Source organism: Actinomadura sp. ATCC 39365 (assembly GCF_054392275.1).
The window spans coordinates 2,984,584-3,001,030 of the sequence record NZ_CP184335.1; the positions used below are offsets into that span (position 1 = coordinate 2,984,584).

16 protein-coding genes are annotated in these 16,447 nt (G+C 73.1%); 11 read left to right on the plus strand and 5 right to left on the minus strand.

Features of this window, described 5'->3' with window-relative positions; all coding sequences use genetic code 11:
- Positions 1-34 precede the first annotated feature (34 nt).
- The 5 genes from ACNF49_RS14950 (at position 35) to ACNF49_RS14970 (ending at position 6,239) form a co-directional block, all read left to right on the plus strand.
- Positions 35-1,087, plus strand: a complete 1,053-nt coding sequence (locus ACNF49_RS14950; protein ID WP_498702452.1) for a ketoacyl-ACP synthase III family protein — start codon at positions 35-37, stop codon at positions 1,085-1,087.
- The gene (locus ACNF49_RS14955; RefSeq protein ID WP_482944074.1) at positions 1,084-1,338 is read left to right on the plus strand and encodes an acyl carrier protein; all 255 of its coding nucleotides are present in this window, start codon (positions 1,084-1,086) and stop codon (positions 1,336-1,338) included. The genes ACNF49_RS14950 and ACNF49_RS14955 overlap by 4 nt, the downstream gene beginning before the upstream one ends.
- 20 nt (positions 1,339-1,358) lie before the next feature.
- Entirely contained in the window at positions 1,359-2,402 is a 1,044-nt protein-coding gene (locus ACNF49_RS14960) for a ketoacyl-ACP synthase III family protein (protein ID WP_498702453.1), read from the plus strand.
- Between the two features lie 49 nt (positions 2,403-2,451).
- On the plus strand, positions 2,452-3,465 hold the full coding sequence (locus ACNF49_RS14965; protein WP_482944076.1) for a beta-ketoacyl [acyl carrier protein] synthase domain-containing protein: 1,014 nt from the start codon (positions 2,452-2,454) through the stop codon (positions 3,463-3,465).
- A gap of 68 nt (positions 3,466-3,533) precedes the next feature.
- The gene (locus ACNF49_RS14970; RefSeq protein ID WP_482945532.1) at positions 3,534-6,239 is read left to right on the plus strand and encodes an acyltransferase domain-containing protein; all 2,706 of its coding nucleotides are present in this window, start codon (positions 3,534-3,536) and stop codon (positions 6,237-6,239) included.
- A 54-nt stretch (positions 6,240-6,293) separates the two neighbouring features.
- Here ACNF49_RS14970 and ACNF49_RS14975 read toward each other — a convergent pair whose 3' ends face one another.
- Entirely contained in the window at positions 6,294-6,881 is a 588-nt protein-coding gene (locus tag ACNF49_RS14975) for a TetR/AcrR family transcriptional regulator (RefSeq protein WP_357972596.1), read from the minus strand.
- Positions 6,882-6,965: 84 nt separating this feature from the next.
- On the opposite strand from ACNF49_RS14975, the gene ACNF49_RS14980 reads away from it, so the two are divergent.
- Entirely contained in the window at positions 6,966-7,904 is a 939-nt protein-coding gene (locus ACNF49_RS14980; RefSeq protein WP_357972593.1) for an alpha/beta fold hydrolase, read from the plus strand.
- Positions 7,905-7,958: 54 nt separating this feature from the next.
- On the opposite strand, the gene ACNF49_RS14985 is transcribed toward ACNF49_RS14980, so the two are convergent.
- Positions 7,959-8,411 (minus strand): MarR family winged helix-turn-helix transcriptional regulator, encoded by a 453-nt coding sequence (locus ACNF49_RS14985; protein WP_357972590.1) that lies wholly within the window; start codon positions 8,409-8,411, stop codon positions 7,959-7,961.
- A 63-nt stretch (positions 8,412-8,474) separates the two neighbouring features.
- On the opposite strand from ACNF49_RS14985, the gene ACNF49_RS14990 reads away from it, so the two are divergent.
- Complete coding sequence (locus tag ACNF49_RS14990) at positions 8,475-9,599, plus strand: FAD-dependent oxidoreductase (protein ID WP_482944077.1); 1,125 nt, start codon at positions 8,475-8,477, stop codon at positions 9,597-9,599.
- On the opposite strand, the gene ACNF49_RS14995 is transcribed toward ACNF49_RS14990, so the two are convergent.
- Positions 9,577-10,227 carry a hypothetical protein gene (locus ACNF49_RS14995; RefSeq protein ID WP_482944078.1) on the minus strand — a complete coding sequence of 217 codons (651 nt, stop codon included), beginning with the start codon at positions 10,225-10,227 and terminating at the stop codon, positions 9,577-9,579. The two genes, ACNF49_RS14990 and ACNF49_RS14995, sit on opposite strands and share 23 nt — an antisense overlap.
- Positions 10,228-10,315: 88 nt before the next feature.
- On the opposite strand from ACNF49_RS14995, the gene ACNF49_RS15000 reads away from it, so the two are divergent.
- From ACNF49_RS15000 to ACNF49_RS15015, 4 genes are all read left to right on the plus strand, one after another.
- Positions 10,316-11,365, plus strand: a complete 1,050-nt coding sequence (locus ACNF49_RS15000; protein WP_482944079.1) for a sensor histidine kinase — start codon at positions 10,316-10,318, stop codon at positions 11,363-11,365.
- Complete coding sequence (locus ACNF49_RS15005) at positions 11,362-12,000, plus strand: response regulator transcription factor (protein ID WP_482944080.1); 639 nt, start codon at positions 11,362-11,364, stop codon at positions 11,998-12,000. The genes ACNF49_RS15000 and ACNF49_RS15005 overlap by 4 nt, the downstream gene beginning before the upstream one ends.
- A 132-nt stretch (positions 12,001-12,132) precedes the next feature.
- On the plus strand, positions 12,133-12,747 hold the full coding sequence (locus ACNF49_RS15010; RefSeq protein ID WP_482944081.1) for a hypothetical protein: 615 nt from the start codon (positions 12,133-12,135) through the stop codon (positions 12,745-12,747).
- A 66-nt stretch (positions 12,748-12,813) separates the two neighbouring features.
- The gene (locus ACNF49_RS15015) at positions 12,814-13,266 is read left to right on the plus strand and encodes a MarR family winged helix-turn-helix transcriptional regulator (RefSeq protein WP_482944082.1); all 453 of its coding nucleotides are present in this window, start codon (positions 12,814-12,816) and stop codon (positions 13,264-13,266) included.
- A gap of 76 nt (positions 13,267-13,342) precedes the next feature.
- Here ACNF49_RS15015 and ACNF49_RS15020 read toward each other — a convergent pair whose 3' ends face one another.
- Positions 13,343-14,608: a glycoside hydrolase family 16 protein gene (locus ACNF49_RS15020; protein ID WP_357972569.1), complete on the minus strand. Its 1,266-nt coding sequence runs from the start codon at positions 14,606-14,608 to the stop codon at positions 13,343-13,345.
- Between the two features lie 153 nt (positions 14,609-14,761).
- A complete protein-coding gene (locus tag ACNF49_RS15025) occupies positions 14,762-16,390 on the minus strand; it encodes a serine/threonine protein kinase (RefSeq protein ID WP_498702459.1) in 1,629 nt (542 codons plus the stop codon).
- Between the last annotated feature and the right edge of the window lie 57 nt (positions 16,391-16,447).

A 16,447-nucleotide genomic window follows, 5' to 3' on the forward strand; every position in this document is an offset into this window, starting at 1 on the left:
GTTGTCCGGGATTCGTCGATGAGTTAGGAGGCGTGTGCGTACACCCAACATGTTCGTCAGGAGCCTGGGCGTTTACGTGCCTGACAGCGTGAGCGTCGAGCAGGCCGTCCGTGAGGGCTGGTACCCGGCCGCGGACGCCGAGAAGTTCCGGCAGATCGGCGCGGCGGTGGCCGGCGACATGCCGGCGCCCGAGATGGCGCGGCTCGCGGTCCTGGACGCGTACGAGCGGTGGGGCGAGTCCTCCCCGCGCGATCTCGACCTGCTGCTCTACCCGTCGGTCTGGCACCAGGGCCCCAACGGCTGGCAGCCCCAGCACTACCTGCAGATGCACCTCCTCGGCGGCGGCGTGCCGGCGTTCGAGATCCGCAGCGGCTGCGTCGGGATGATCAGCTCGCTGGAGCTGGCGGCGAGCTACCTCCAGGCCGCCGCCGACCGGGAGACGGCCATGGTCGTCTCCTCCGACAACCACGGCACGCCGCTGGTGGACCGCTGGCGGATGACCCCCGGGGCGCTGATCGGCGACGCCGCGGCCGCGCTCGTCCTCGGCAAGGACTACGGCATGGCCGAGCTGCTGTCGGTGAACGTGACGGTGATCCCGGAGGCCGACGCGGTCAACGACGGCGCCTACCCGCTCTTCCCCCCGGACGCCACCGTCGGCAGGGGGCTGAGCTTCGGGGACCGGCACGAGGAGTTCCGCCAGCGGCTGCTCAAGGCGCAGGGCACCGGCATCCACCTGACGATCCAGAAGACGATGATGCAGCAGGTCGAGCAGACCCTGGACGAGGCCGGCATCGACTTCGCCGACATCACCCGGGTGGCGTTCCCGCACGGCCGCCGCGAGGACCTGGACGGGCAGATGTCCTGGCTGGGCATCGACGAGGACCAGACGACCTGGGACTACGGCCGGCGCGTCGGCCACTGCGGCGCGGTCGACCAGTTCATCGCCTTCGAGCACCTGATCGCGACCGGCGGGCTCGTGCCCGGCGACCACCTGCTCATGGTCGGCTTCGGCTCCGGCACGTCGGTCGCCGCGGCGGCGTTCCGGGTCCTGTCCACCGCTCCCGTCACGAGAGGGGCACACGCGTGAGCGACGACATCACGCGGCGGCTGGTCGACTTCATCCAGGACAACCTGGTCCTGGACGGCGACGACGTCAAGGTCGACGAGACGACCCCGCTCCTCGTGTCGGGCCTCCTGGACTCCCTGCGCACGGCGCGGCTGGTGAACTTCCTCCGCAAGGACGTCGGCGTCCGGATCACCGCCGCCATGCTCGACCCCGAGAACTTCAGGGACGTCGCGACCATCGTGACGATGGTCAGAGAACTCCGATCCGCTTAGCCGGGACGAGGACGGAAGTCATGCGGTACGCGGACACCTACATCAGCGGCGTCGGAACTTACCTGCCCCGGACCGTCGTCAGCGTCGAGAAAGCCGTCGCCAAGGGCTGGTACCCGGCGGAGGAAGCGGAGCTGCACAACCTGGCGGGGACGGTGGTCGCCGGCGACGTGCCGGCCCCGGAGATGGCCCTGCACGCGGCGCGCAGCGCGATCAAGCGCAGCGGCCGGGCGCCGGGCGACCTCGATCTCCTCCTGTACGCCTCGACCTGGCACCAGGGCCCGGACGGCTGGCCTCCGCACTCCTACCTGCAACGTCATCTCGTCGGCGGGGACGTCCTGGCCACCGAGATCCGGCAGGGCTGCAACGGGATGTTCATCGCCCTGGAACTCGCGGCCGGTCACCTGGCCGCCGCTCCCGCCCGGCAGGCCGCCCTGCTGGTCGCCGCCGACAACTACGGCACCCCGCTGATGGACCGGTGGCGGATGGGCCCCGGCTACATCGGCGGGGACGCCGCAGCCGCGCTCGTCCTCACCAAGGACCGCGGATTCGCCCGGCTGGCGTCGGTCTGCACGACGACGGTGGCCGAGGCCGAGGAACTGCACCGGGGCAGCGAACCGCTGTTCCCGCCGGGCGTCACGGTCGGGCGCCGGATGAGCTTCGCGGCCCGCAACGAGCAGTTCCGGCAGCAGGTCATGCCCAGGGGCGAGACCAGCGCGGCGTTGTTCAACATCCAGCGGGCGCTGGTGGAGATCGTCGAACGCGTGCTGGACGAGAGCGGGATCGAGGCCCGCGACCTCACCCGGGTGGCGTTCATGAACTACTCCGAGGAGATCGTCGAACAGCGGTGCATGGCCGTGGTCGACCTGCCCATGTCCCGCTCCACCTGGGACTACGGCCGCGCCATCGGCCACTGCGGGGCCGGCGACCAGGTCCTCTCCCTCGACCACCTGCTCGCGACCGGGCAGCTGGGCCCCGGCGACCACCTGCTCATGCTCGGCACCGGGCCCGGGGTGACCGTCTCCGGCGCCGTGCTCGAAATCCTCGAAACTCCTCATTGGGCCTGACATCGAAGGGAAACGAACGCAGATGGTCGACACTCCGCGCGGAGCCCGGGTGGAACCAGTCGCGGTGGTCGGGATCGGATGCCGTCTTCCCGGCGACGTCCACTCACCGGACGAGTTCTGGGACCTGCTGTGCGCCGGCCGCAACACGACCGGGCCGCTGCCCGCCGAACGCTGGCGCCGGTACGAGACCCGGAGCCCCGAAGACGCCGCCGCGCTGCGCGACGCCGTACGGCACGGCAGTTTCCTGAGCGACATCGAAGGCTTCGACGCGGAGTTCTTCGGCCTGTCGCCCCGCGAGGCCGAGCTGATGGACCCGCAGCAGCGGATCCTGATGGAGACCGCGTGGGAGGCCCTGGAGCACGCCGGCCTGCCGCCGCACGAGCTGGCCGGGACCGACGCCGGGGTGTTCGTCGGCGTCTGCACGGCCGACTACGGCGGCCGGCTGCTGGAGGACCTGCCCCAGATCGAGGCATGGACCGGGATCGGCGCCGCGACCTGCGCCGTGGCCAACCGCATCTCCTACTCCCTCGACCTGCGCGGCCCCAGCATGGCGATCGACACCGCCTGCTCGGCGTCGCTGGTCGCGCTGCACCTGGCCGCGCAGAGCCTGCGGCTCGGCGAGAGCGACGTCGCCCTCGCCGGCGGCGTCAACCTGCTGGTCACCCCCGGCCAGACGCTCACGCTCGGCACCGCCGGAGCCCTGGCGCCCGACGGCCGGTCGAAGTCGTTCGACGCGGCGGCCGACGGCTACGGCCGCGGCGAGGGCTGCGGCGTCGTCGTGCTCAAGCGCCTGTCCGACGCCCAGCGTGACGGCGACCGCGTGCTCGCGCTGGTCATCGGCAGCGCCGTGAACCAGGACGGGCACACCAACGGCATCATGGCGCCGTGCGGCGAGGCCCAGGAACACGTGATGGCCCGCGCCTGCAGGCAGGCGGGCGTCGCACCGTCCACCGTCGACTACGTCGAGGCGCACGGCACCGGGACCCGGCTCGGCGACCCGCTGGAGGCGGGCGCGCTGTCCTCGGTGTACGGCGCGGGGCGGCCCCCGGCGACCCGTGCCTGATCGGCTCGGTCAAGTCCAACATCGGCCACCTCGAAGGCGCCGCCGGCATCGCCGGCGTCATCAAGGCGGTGCTCGCCCTCGACCGCGGGGAGATCCCGCCGAGCGTGCTGTCCGCCCTCAACCCGGCCGTCCCGTGGGAGACCTCGGGCCTGCGGGTGGTGACGCGGCCGTCGGCCTGGCCGGAGCGCGACCACCCGCGCCGGGCGGGCGTCTCCAGCTTCGGGTACGGGGGCACGGTCGCGCACATCGTGCTCGAACAGGCCCCGCCGGCCCGGCACGCGCCCGCCGAGGAGGAGACGCCTCCCCGGGCGGAGCGGCTGTTCCCGCTGTCGGCCGCTTCGGAGCAGGCCCTTCGGCAGTACGCGGGCCGGCTCGCCGACCACCTCGGGACGGGCGTCGACCCGGCGTCGGCGGGGCACACGCTGGCGCTGCGGCGCACCCATCTGGCCCGTCGCGCCGTCGTGATCGGGACGGACGGCGACGAGCTGGCGGCCCACCTGCGCAGGCTCGCCGAGGACGTGCCGGCCGAGGCGGTCCTCACCGGCGACGTGCTGCCCGAGCTCGGCCCCGGGCCGGTCTGGGTCTTCTCGGGGCAGGGCTGCCAGTGGCGCGGGATGGGGCGGGAGCTGCTCGCCGTGCCGGACTTCGCGTCCCTGGTCGACGAGGTGGAGCCGATCTTCGCCGCGGAGATCGGCTTCTCGCCGCGGCAGGTCCTGGCCGACGGCGATCTCGACACGATCGACCGCGTGCAGACCATGATCTTCGTGATGCAGCTGGGCCTCGCCCGGCTCTGGAACGCGTACGGTGTCGCTCCGCGGGCCGTCATTGGCCACTCCGTCGGCGAGATCGCGGCCGCGGTGACGGCCGGCGCGATGACCGTCGCCGACGGCGCCCGCCTGATCTGCCGCCGCTCGCGGCTGCTGCGGCAGGCCGAGGGCAAGGGGGCCATGGTGATGGTCGGCCTGTCCTTCGAGGAGGCGGCGGAGCGGCTGGCCGGCCGGACCGACCTGGTGGCCGCGATCTCGTCGTCGCCGGTCTCCACCGTGCTGTCCGGCGACGTCGCCGCGGTCGAGGCGGTGGTCGAGGACTGGCCGGCCGAGGGCATCGTGGTGCGGCGGGTGGCCTCGGACGTCGCCTTCCACAGCCCGCACATGGAAGCGCTGGCCGTCGAGCTGGCCGCGGCCACCGCCGACCTGTCGTTCGGCGCGCCCCGCATCCCCATGTACTCGACCGCGCTGGCCGACCCCCGGGCGGCGCCCGTGCTGGACGGCGCATACTGGGCTGCGAACCTCCGGGACCCCGTGCGGCTGACCGCGGCGACGACGGTCGCGGCCGAGGACGGCTACCGCGTGTTCCTGGAGATCTCCCCCCACCCGGTGGTCGCGCACTCCGTCACCGAGACGCTGTCGGAGAACGGGTTCGAGGACGTGTTCGTCGGCACTACGCTGCGCCGGAACCAGCCGGAGCTGCCGGCCTTCCTCGCCGCGGTCGGCACGGCCCACTGTCACGGCGTCGAGGTGGACTGGAACCGGCTGCAGCCGTACGGCGGCCTCACCGAGCTGCCGCCGTACGCCTGGCAACACCGCCGCCACTGGCGGGAGGACTCCGGCGACGACGACAACCGCGGGCACGACGTGCGCTCCCACACCCTGCTCGGAGCCGGGACCAGCCTCGCCGGCAGCCGGACCCGGGTGTGGCGGACCAGCCTGGAGGACGCCAACCGGCCCTACCCGGGCAGCCACACCCTCAACGGGGTCGAGATCGTGCCCGCCGCCGTGCTGGTCAACACGTTCCTGCACGCGGCCGAGGACGAGGACACCACGCTCACCGGCGTGGAGATGACGCATCCGCTGATGACCGCGGAACGCCGGCAGGTCCAGGTCGTGCACGAACCTCCGGCGGTCCGGCTCGCCGCCCGTACGCCGGCCGGCCCCGGCGAGCCGGAACCGGCCTGGCTGGTGCACGTCACCGCGGACGTGGCCGCTCCCGGCCAGGTCAAGCCCGACGTGCTGCCCGACGCCGGCGCTCTGACCGCGATCGACCCCGGGTTCGTGCACCGGCGGCTGGCCGCCGTCGGCGTGCCCTCGACGGGCTTCGACTGGACGATCGAGACGCTGCTGGGCGGCGACGGCGCGCTGCGCGCCACCGTCCGCACCGGGGACGCCGAGAGCTGGGCCCCGGCGCTGGACGCGGCGATGTCCGTGGCGCCCTGCGTGTTCCCCGGCGATCCGGTGCTGCGCATGGTCGTGCACATCGACGAGGTCGTGCTGACCGGCGCCCCGCCCGCGACGGTGGTCATCGACGCGGCCGTGGACCGGGCCGCCGACGACACCGTGCGGGCGCTCCTGGCCGACCTGGACGGCCGGGTGGTGGGACACCTCACGGGGCTGCGCTACCCGGTGATCGACGCGCCCGTCCCGGCCGAGGAGGAGCTGGGCGGGCCCGCGGAGTCGTTCGCCGGCCTGACGGCGGAGGACCTGCGCGACCGCGTCCTGCCCGAGGTGCGGGCGGAGATCGCGGCCGTGATGCGGCTGGCCCCCGAGGACCTGGCGGTCCGCCGTCCCCTGGTCGAGCAGGGGCTGGACTCGGTGATGACGGTCATGGTCCGGCGGCGCCTGGACAAGCGCTTCGGCTGCCGTCTTCCCGCGACCCTGCTGTGGCAGCAGCCCACCATCTCCGCGATCGCGGACCGGCTGGTGGAGCTGCTCGCGGCTGCCAGGCCGGACGCGGCGGCGGAGGCCGTACCGGAGGGCATGCCCGCGATCGGCGGGTGAGAGCGCCGCGGGCGGCCCGGAGGAGGATCTCCCCGGGCCGCCCGCGCCGTTCCGTCAGGTGCCCGCCGGCCGGCCGAGCCGGCGGAGCTGGTGGTCGAGGACCGCGGTCGCCTCCGCGATGTCCAGGTCTCCGACCAGCACCCCGTCGGCCAGCCCGCGCGCGAGACCGAGCAGCACGTGGGCCTCGGCGCCCGCCTCGACACCGGGGTCTGCGGCGGTGGCGGCCACGAGCGCGGCGATCTCGCGGTGCACCGCGTCGCCGCCCGCGCGGTACAGCTCGCGTACGTCGGGATCGGCGACGGCCCTGGCCAGGAACGCGTGTCCGGCGAGCAGCAGCACGGGAGCGCGCGAGCCCAGCTCGACGACGGCGAGCAGCGTGCGCCGCAGCGTGTCGGCCGGCCCGGCGGCCTCCCGCAGCGCCGCGCGGACATGGCCTTCGATCTCCTGCCTGAGCAGCTGCGCGCTCGCGCGCAGCAGGTCGGCCTTCGCCCCGAAATAGTGCTGCACCAGCCCCTTGGAGACGCCGGCCTCCTGGGCGACCCCTCCGATGCTCACACCGGCCAGGCCGTCACGAGCGCACAGCCTGAGCGCGGCATGGGCGATCTCGGCCCGCCGCGCCGCGTGGTCCACCTGCTTCGGCACGGCCCCCCTTCTTTGCGATACGAGTGTATCGTGACGTTGTTGCGATACGATCGTATCGCGAAGGGCGAACGAAGGATCCCGCACGTGAACGACCTTGTCGAACCCAACATCGGAGCCGCGTTCCGCGCGCGGCGGCTCGGCCACTTCCGCGACGCGCCCGCCTTCGCGCGCTACCGCGCCGCCTACGACGACGCCATGGCCCGGCTTCCCGAACCCGGCGAGACCCACGACGTGGTGACCGGCTTCGGATCCGTCCGGGTCTACCGCTTCGGCGGCGGCGACGGCGTGCCGCTGCTCGTGCTGCCGGGGCGCACCTCGGCCACCCCGATGTGGGAGGCGAACCTGGCCGGCCTCGTCGCCCGGCGGCCGGTCTACACCGTCGACCTGCTGGGCGAGCCCGGCCTGTCGGTGCAGACCCGGGCGTTCACCGGTGCGGACGACCAAGCGGCCTGGCTGGCCGAACTGCTGGACCGGCTCGGCCTCGACCGGGTGCACCTCCTCGGCGTGTCCATCGGCGGGTGGAGCGCCTTCCACCTGGCCCTGCGGGTGCCGGAGCGCATCGCCTCGGTGAGCGTGCTCGATCCCGCCAACCTCTTCGGCCGGATCACCTGGAAGGTCGTCGTCTTCTCGCTGGGCTCGGTGGTGCCGTTCTTCCCCGAGTCGTGGCGCCGGAAGCTGCTGAGCTGGATCTCCGGTGGGGCCGACGCCTCCGACGACGAACCCGTCGCCAACCTGATCTCGGCCGGGATGCGGGACTTCACCGCCTTCCTGCCGCCGCCCACGTACCCCACGGACGACCAGGTGGCCGGGCTCGGCGTGCCGGTGCTCGCCCTGATCGCCGGGCGCAGCATCATCCACGACCCGCGCAAGGCCGCCCTGCGTGCCCGCCGCCTGCTCGCCCGCGGCGTCGTCGAGTTGTGGCCGGACGCCTCCCATGCCCTCAACGGTGAGTTCCCCGACCGCGTCAACGCCCGGGTGCTCGCCTTCGTCGACGAGGTCGACCGCGCCGGCGACGCGTCCTGACGCCACGACCCGGCGGGCTGAGCGCCGGCGGGCCCGCGGGCCCGCCGGGGCGCCTCAGTCGGACTGCTCGCGTATCTCCCTGGTGGCCGAGCGGTAGGCGCGGGCGACGCCGGCGAGGATGCCCAGCATCAACGGCACCTGCTCCTGCGTGTACTGCCCGCGGATCCGCCCCAGGTGCCGCTCGGAGGTGATGCGGGTGGCGTGGTACTCGGCCATGCCGCCTTCCAGCAGTTCCACCGTGACCATGCGCCGGTCGCGCTCGCCGCGTACCCGCCGCACGTAGCCGGCCTTCTCCAGGCGGTCGATGAGCCGGGTGGCGGACGCGGACGGAAGCCCCAGCTCCTCGGAGATCGCCCCCACGGGGAGGGGGCCGCGCATCTCCAGCAGGATGAGCGCGGCCACGTCCACATGGTGCACGCCGAGCCGGTCGGCGATCGCCTCGATGTGCAGCATGACCGCGATCAGGAACTCGCGGTAGACGTCCTCTTCCGGGTGGTTGTCGGTCACTCGCCCCAATGTACTTCACAGCGATGTATCTTTGAATCGAAGTAACTTCGTTTTGGAGATAAAATGGACGTTGTTGTCATCGGCGCCGGCGTGGGCGGTCTGGCCGTCGCGCGCAGCCTGCTCGCCGCCGGGCACCAGGTGCGGATCTACGAACAGGCCACCGCGATGCGGACGGGCGGCGCCGGGCTGAGCATCTTCAGCAACGGCGCCGCGGTGCTGCACGACCTCGGTGTCAGCCTCGACGGCGTCGGCGGCCGGTTCGACCGGATCGACGCGCTGACGGCGGACGGCCGGCTGCGGCTCACCTCCGACATGGCCCACGCGGCCGCGCTCTACGGTTTCCCGAACAAGTCGATCTCCCGCCGCCTCCTGCTGGAACGGCTGGCCGACGGGCTGCCCGGCGACCTGATCCGCTACGGCACGGCCTGCCGGACCGTGACCCAGGACGGCGACGGGGTGACGGTGACCTTCGACGACGGCTCGACGGCCACCGGTGACCTGCTGATCGGCGCCGACGGCCACCACTCGGCCGTCCGGCGCGAGTTGTGGGGCGACGTCCCCATCCGGACGGCCACGTTCGGCACCTGGCAGGCCCTGAGCCGGATCGACATCGACCTCGCCCGCACCCATCTGCACCTCATGATCACCGGGAAGGAGGGTGCGTGCGGGATCATCCCCGCCGGTGACGGCAAGCTCCAGTGGTGGTTCGACGTGCGCTGGGCCCCCGGCGAGCCGCGCCCGGCCGCGCCCCTGGCCGAGCTGCGGCGCCGCTTCGGTCACTGGGCGTCGCCCGTCCCCGAGCTGCTGGCCCAGGCGTCGGAGGCCGACCTCGACTTCTTCGGCCACCACTGGCAGAAGGTGCGCCGGGAGTGGGGCAAGGGCCGCGTCACCCTGATAGGCGACGCCGCCCACCTCATGCCGCCCACCCTCGGACAGGGCGCCAACCAGACCCTGGAGGACGTGTGGGTGCTCGGCCGCGAGCTGGCCAAGGGCGGCGACCCGGCGCAACGGCTGCGCGCCTACGAGCGGGCCCGCTACCCGCACGTCAACCTGGTGTCCAGGCTGGCCAGGCGCAGCCCCGCCAACTGGCGCATCCCCCCGTTCGTCGGCCGGATGGTCTCCGAGACGTCCCAGAGCGGGTTGCTCGCCCGCTTCAGCAACCGGCTCACCGCCGCCCTGTCCCACTGAGAGCGGGCGCGGGCACGCCGGGGCGCGGGTTCCGGCGCCGGTGGTAGGCGTAGGTGACGATGGCGAGCAGCGGCCCCCACAGCAGGAGCGGAAGGTAGCAGACGGCGAAGATCGCGGCCTCCCAGCCGCCCGCCCGGCTGGGGAAGTCCGGCGGGATCGGCTCGCCGCGCATGGTCACCCCGGCGAGCTGGGTCACGAAGGCGTACGTCCACAGGACCGTCAGGAGCACGGCGCCCGACGCCGCCGGAACGACGGCGGCCGGCGGCGGCACCCGCCGGCCACGCAACCCGGGGATCCAGCGGGGAAACCGCTCACCCCACGCGGCCACCAGCCCGACGGCGGTGAACGCCACCAGCTCCGACACGATCGACAGGCACACGACGTACAGCCGTTCACCGACCCCGATCCCGCGGTCGAACGCCGCGGGCAACCGCCAGAAGCTGGACGGCAGCACGGTGAACGGCACGGCGTAGGCGGCGATCCGCGCCCAGCGGGGCACCCCGGCCACCGGCGCGTGGGCGGCCCGCCACACCGTGCGCAGCCGCCCGCCGGTCACCGGCGATCCCGCGGTCGCGGCGGCCACGGGGAGCGGCGTCGCGGCGCCGCGCGAACGATCAGTTCTCGTCATGGCGCCCCACGCTAGGAACGACCGGGCCGCCCTGCCTCCCCCCGGTGGGGGAGTGCGGCCACGGAGGCGTCGGCTAACGTCGGTCCACGTGAAACGCCCTCTCGCCCAGGCCGTGCGGGCCGGGGTCTACCAGTTCCTGGGCGCCGCGCTGCTGGCTCCGGTCGCCGCCGGGCTCGGCCTGCCGATCCTGGCCGAGCTGACGCCGGGCCGCCTGCTGGTGTTGTGGGCGGCGTGCCTGCCCGCCTCGGTGCTGCTCGCGCTGCTGCCGCTGACCCGCCGTCTGGAGGTGATCGCGCTGTCGGACCTGCTCGACGTGGACGTGCCCGAGCGCGGTGACCGCCTCTACCTGGTGGCCCTGACCAGCCTGCACCTGTACGTCGGCGGGACGCTCAGCGCGGCCGTCCTGGCGTTGTCCCCCGGGCTGCTGCCGCGGGCGTGGCAGGCGGCGCCCGGCCAGGTGGCCGAGGTGCTGCTGCTCACCGCCGTCGTGCTGGCCGCGATGGTCACCGCCGGGCTCGGCCAGCGCTGGGTCGCGCGGCGGCTGCTGCGTTCTGAGCCGTCCCGGCTGATCGACGAGCTGGACCGCCGCCAGTCGCTCGCCCTGGAACTGCACGACTCCGTCGGCCACGCCCTCAGCGTCGTCCTGGTGCAGGCCATGGCGGCCGAGGCGGCGCTGCGCCGCGCCGCCCCCGAGCTCGCCGCGCAGTCGCTCGGCCACCTGACGACCACCGCCCGCAACGCCCAGCAGGAGCTCGACGTGCTGCTCAGCGTGCTCGACGACGGCGCGGCCGGCCGGACGCCCACCCTGGAGGCGCTCGGCACGCTCACCCGCGGCCTCGACGTCCGGGTCAGCGTCGGCCACCTCGGCAAGGTGTCGCCCGCGACCTCGCGGGCCGCGTTCGCGATCGCCAGGGAGGCGCTCACCAACGCCCTGCGGCACGGGCACGGCCCGGTCACGCTCACCGTCGCCGCTGCCGCCGAACTGACCCTGACCATGGACAACGCGACCCTGAGCAGGCCGGGGGAGCCGGGGCGCGGCCTGACCGGCATGCGCATGCGGGCCCGGCTCGCCGGCGGGACGTGCACCTGGGAGGAGGTGGGCGGAACGTGGCGCGTCCGGGCGAGCCTGCCGCTGTGATCCGGGTCGTCCTGGCCGACGACGAGCAGCTCATCCGTTCGGGCTGGGCGACCATGCTCAGCCTGCACGACGACATCGAGGTGACGGCCGAGGCCGCCGACGGACGAGCGGCGGTCACGGCCGGCGCCGGCGCGGACGTCGTGCTGATGGACATCCGCATGCCCGTCATGGACGGTCTGGCGGCGACCCGGGAGCTGGCCCGCCGCTCGCCGAGGACGCGCGTCGTCATGGTCACCACGTTCGAGAGCGACCAGCTCGTCTGGGGCGCCCTGCGCGCGGGAGCCGCCGGCTACGTGCTCAAACGTTCGCCCGCCGGCGAGCTGGTGGAGGCGGTCCGCCTGGTGCACCGGCGCGACGCGGTGCTCTTCCCCGACGCGCTGCGCCGCATCGCCTCGCCGCACGTGGGCAGCGCCCGCCAGCGACTGCCCGTCGAGCCGACACCGCGCGAGCTGGACGTCCTGCGGCACATCGCGCTCGGGCAAAGCAACGCGGAGATCGCCGCCGCGCTGCACGTCACCAGGGAGACGGTCAAGACACACGTCGGCAACCTGCTGGACAAGCTCGGCGCCCGCGACCGCACCCAGGCGGCCGTGCTCGCCTACGAGCTCGGCCTCGTCGGCCTGGGCGGGGAATGATCCCTCTCGGGAGGGAGATGAGGTCCCGCATCCCACTCAAGAGCGAGACGGGACTTCGCCCGTCCCGGCGATGTCCGTAAGGCCGTGGAAAACCAGGATTAGGGAGGTCATCACCGCTAAGGAGCCAACGAGATGAACCCCCGCATCGCCTTCGTCGCCGCCCCCGTCCTCACCTTCACCTACGGCGTCATCCGCATCCTGGACGGCCTGGACGGCAGCCGCGGCCCCGGCCTCGCCTGGACGACCGGGCACCTGGCCTTCATCGGCGCCCTGGCGTTCTTCGCCGTGACCTTCCACGAGATGCGCAGGCTGGCCGGTCGTGGCCGCCTGGCGACCGGGCTGGCCGTCGCCGGACATGTCGGCATCACCACGTTGATCGCCCAGTTCGCCATCGACATCGTCGTGGGGTTCCGCTCGGCCGACCACGCCGCGATGGGCGTGCTCTTCGACCAGGTCCAGTCGGTTCCCGGGGTGCAGCAGGTGGTCTACGACTTCGGGCCGATGTTGTTCTTCGTCGCCCAGATCGGCCTGGTCCTCCAGCTCGCGGTCCAGCGCCGCGTCAAGGCGTGGACGCCCGTCCTGGTGGTCGCCGACGTCATGGTGCCGTTCGTGGAGAAGGACCTCATGCCGCTGGGCGCCGCCTGCCTGCTGGTCTCCTTCCTGGCGATGGCCCGGGTGTCGCGCGCCTCCCGTGCGGCCGACGGCCGGCACCGCGTGGCCGGGCCCGCCGTACCGGCCGCTGTGTGACGCCTGGCGTCGCGCCCGTCGGGCATATAGTTCAAGAGCTGAAACAGTGTGGGCAGCGGGGGAGTCGTGGCGGAGCTGGAGATCGATTGGCCGGACCCCGAGGGCCAGGAGATCGTGGAACGCCTGTTCGCCGCGGACGCCGCCCTGCGGGCACATTTCGACGAGACGGCCGCCGCGGTCGGTCTCACCGTGCCGCAGGCCCACACCCTGCTTCAGCTCGGCCAACCGCTGCGCATGGGCCAGATAGCCTGCCAGCTGCACTGCGAGCCCTCCCACGTGACCGGAATCGCGGACGCGCTCGAACAGTGCGGTTTCCTGCGCCGGGAGCCGGACCCGGACGACCGCAGGGCCAAGCGGCTCGTCCTCACCGACTCCGGCCGAGAACTCCGCGGCCGCCTCCTGGGCCGCCTCTTCGAGCGGGCGCCGATCATCTCGGTGCTCGACGACGACCAGCGAACCACGCTGCTGTCGCTGCTCCGTCTGGCTCAGTCGGCCGCCGCCCCACGCCCCCGCCACTGACCTCCGGGCGATCGCTCCTCATGGCCCCTCGCCCTCGGCCCGGCCGCCCGCCGAGAGGCACCGCCCCGCGCGGCCCTCAGTGGTATTGGGTGTAGGCGGTGGCGTACATGCGGATCCAGTCGACGTCCTGCCGGGCCGGGCGCATCAAGGTGCCGGTCGCGGCGAACATGTCCATCTGGGCCCCGCCGTTGGTGGTGTTGAAGTAGTCGATCGCGGCGTTGACCGTGCAGATCAGGTTGCCGTCGACGTACCACTTCACCGAGTTCGGCTGCCAGTCGACGGCGTAGTTGTGGAACTGCGTCGAGTCCACGGCGAACGAGCAGTTGCTCTGGGTGCCGTCATGGTGGACGAACAGGTCGACGGTGGGCGAGGCCACGTCGCGTTCGGCGAAGTCGATCTCGGCCCGGGGGTAGTCGGCGTCGTTCTCCGGCCACAGCAGCGGCACCGCGTGGTATCGCTGTCCGCCGTTGTCGGCCAGCGGCACCGCACGTTCCCTGACCTCGACCCGCCCGTACTTGAAGGGTCGCATCCGGCTGTAGAGGCCACCGGTCCTGCCGTCCGCGGTGCCGGTGACCGACAGGTGTCCGCCGCCCTCTGTGGTCTGTGACGCACATCGCTGACCGTGGCCGTTGTAGCCCGGCGAGCATCCGGTCGACTGGCCGGGGTCGGCGCCGAACAGGCCCCACTTGGCCAGGTCCACCGATGTCCCGTTGTACTCGTCGGATTGACCGGCCACCGGGGTGCCCCAGCCGTGGCGGACCGACGCGAGGTCGCTCGGCGCGGCCGATCCGAGCCGGTAGTCGCACTTGGTGGCCTTGAAGTCGGTGCCCGTCGCGGTGCCGAAGTCGCCTTCCTGCAGCACGTGCGCCGAGGTGGCGCCGGTCGGTGCCGTGAGCGTGGCGGTGACGGGGGTCCACGTGCCGCCGGTCTCGGTGGAGGCCGGCAGAGCGGCGATCGGCCCCGGCTGCTCGCTGAGGTAGTGACCACTGTCGTCGTACCACTCGACCACGATCCGGGCGGTGCCGGAGCCGTACACGACCCGGTCCTGTGCGGAGAAGGTCCAGGTCTGGCCGGCGGTTACCGCGAGTTGCGGCATGTAGAAGGAGCGTCCGCCGGTGTCGAACGCCCAGTTCGCCCCGGACAGGTCGCCGACCGGGTCGCGGGTGACCCAGCCGCCGTCCAGAGGGCCCCAGCCATTGAGGTTGGCGGCCAGCACCGGGTTGGTGCACGCGTTGGTCGTGGCGGCGGCGGGCAGCGGGGTTGCGGCGGTCATGACAGAGGCCAGCGTCACGACGGCGCTGCCGATCGCCGTCAGGTGCGGCCGGAGACGGGGATGCTTCATGGCGGACTCCCACTCGGTTCGAAGTCGGCGTGTGCTCCTTCGAGCAGTGAAGGCCGCGACCGGCCGGGCCGACAGTGCGGGACTGCACTGTCGGCCGGGCTGTTCCTGGGGGTACCGCTCCGGATGCCGCCGCTGAGAAGGCCCGGTCGCGATCTAGGCGGGTGGCCCGGGGCACTGGTCCGGGGTCCCGCCGGCGGCGATCCGGTGCACTTTGACACTGGCCAACACGGTTCCGGACTTCACCAGGGCCTGAACCTCGCCGACCGTGAGTTGCGTGTCGTGGAAGCGTACGGCGCGCTCCAGTTTCACCGCGATCAACTGGATGCGGAAAACCTGTCCCACGCCGCCCTCGTTTTCTCCGCCGAAATACTGAGCGCCTTTCCAGGTGGCCAGCGCGCTGGGATTCCGGTAACCGAAGACGACCTCGACGTATTTGGTGGGATCGCCGTTGACGATATTCTGCTTCGCCAGGATCAAGGTGGTGCCGGGCGGCAGCGAGGCGGTGCCGGAGAAGTAGGAGCAATATTTCACGCCCGCACCGTCGGCCGGCGAAGTGATGGCTCCGGTGGCTTTCGCCGCGTCGCCGGTGGTGCGGCTCGGCGTGGGGCGCGTCGGCGCCGTACCGGTGCCGCCGGTGAGCGAGGGCGGTGCGGTCTGACCGGGGTTGCCGGCCCCGGGGGTACGTGTCAGCAGCCCCGGCAGGAACGCCCCGCCCGCGGCGACGACCAGGCTCGCCGCGGCCACCACGACGGGGGGCCATCGCCGGCGTGGCCGCGTCGGGGAAGTCGGGTGACTGACCGGCTCGCCGTCGACCGGTGCACCGCCGGCCGGCTCGCCGGAGTCGCCGGCCGCCGGCTCGGCACCTGTGAGAACGGCCGCCTCCAGCAGGCCGCGGCTCCAGCTTCGCAGGTCGGCCGGGCGGCGGGACGCGTCGCCGTCCAGGGCGGTCAGGACGTGCGACGTGAGGCGCCCGGGATCGGTCACTCCGGCGCCCTCGGCCACGGCCTGCAACTCGCGCTCGATGTGCGCCGAGGCGCCGGCGGCGTCAGCGACCGGCGGGTCCTGGCCCGTGAGGCAGAAACAGGCGAGCGCGCCGAGCGAGTAGACGTCCGCCGCCACGGCCCGGGGCAGCTGCGGTGCGGCCAGGACCTCGGGGGCGGTGTAGGCGGGCGTGTGCCATCCGGCGAGGTCGTGCCCGTCGTCGATGAGCCGCAGGGTGCTCACGTCGATGAGCACCAGGCCACGTTCCGGGTGCACGATGCAGTTGGTGGGCTTCACGTCCCGGTGCAGGCTCGGGTTCCCGCCGGAGCGCGTCACGGAGGCGAGGCCGGCAAGTGCCTCGCCGGCCTCGGCCACGTACTCCAGGCGCCGGCGGATCGTGTCGCCACTCGCCGGGACGCCGGCCAGCAGCGCGTGCAGCGTCGGCCCCTCGACCCACTCCATGACCAGGTACGCCATCGACTCGGTCGAGGGGGCGTGCCCCGCTCGCGCGCTTCCGGCGGGATGGGGAGCGGCGCCCAGGAACACCTCGTCGAGCCGGACCACATGGTCCAGCTTCAGGTGTCGCAGCAGCACGGCATGGTCGCGCCAGCGCTGCAGATCACGCGCTGAGGGCCAATCAGGCCCGGCGTCGCGCGGCGGGCTGAGCAGCTTGATCGCCAGCGGGAGCGGTGAGGTCAGCTCACCCTGATAGCGGGCCTTCCAGGTGATCCCCTCACCGCCCGGTATCCCGTCGCCCAGCAACTCGTGCCGGTCGGGTGCCTCCGGCGGGCCGACGAACAACCCGTTGGGCTCGTCGGCCGGAACGCCGATCCTGCTCGGCGCGCCGCCTCGGATGCC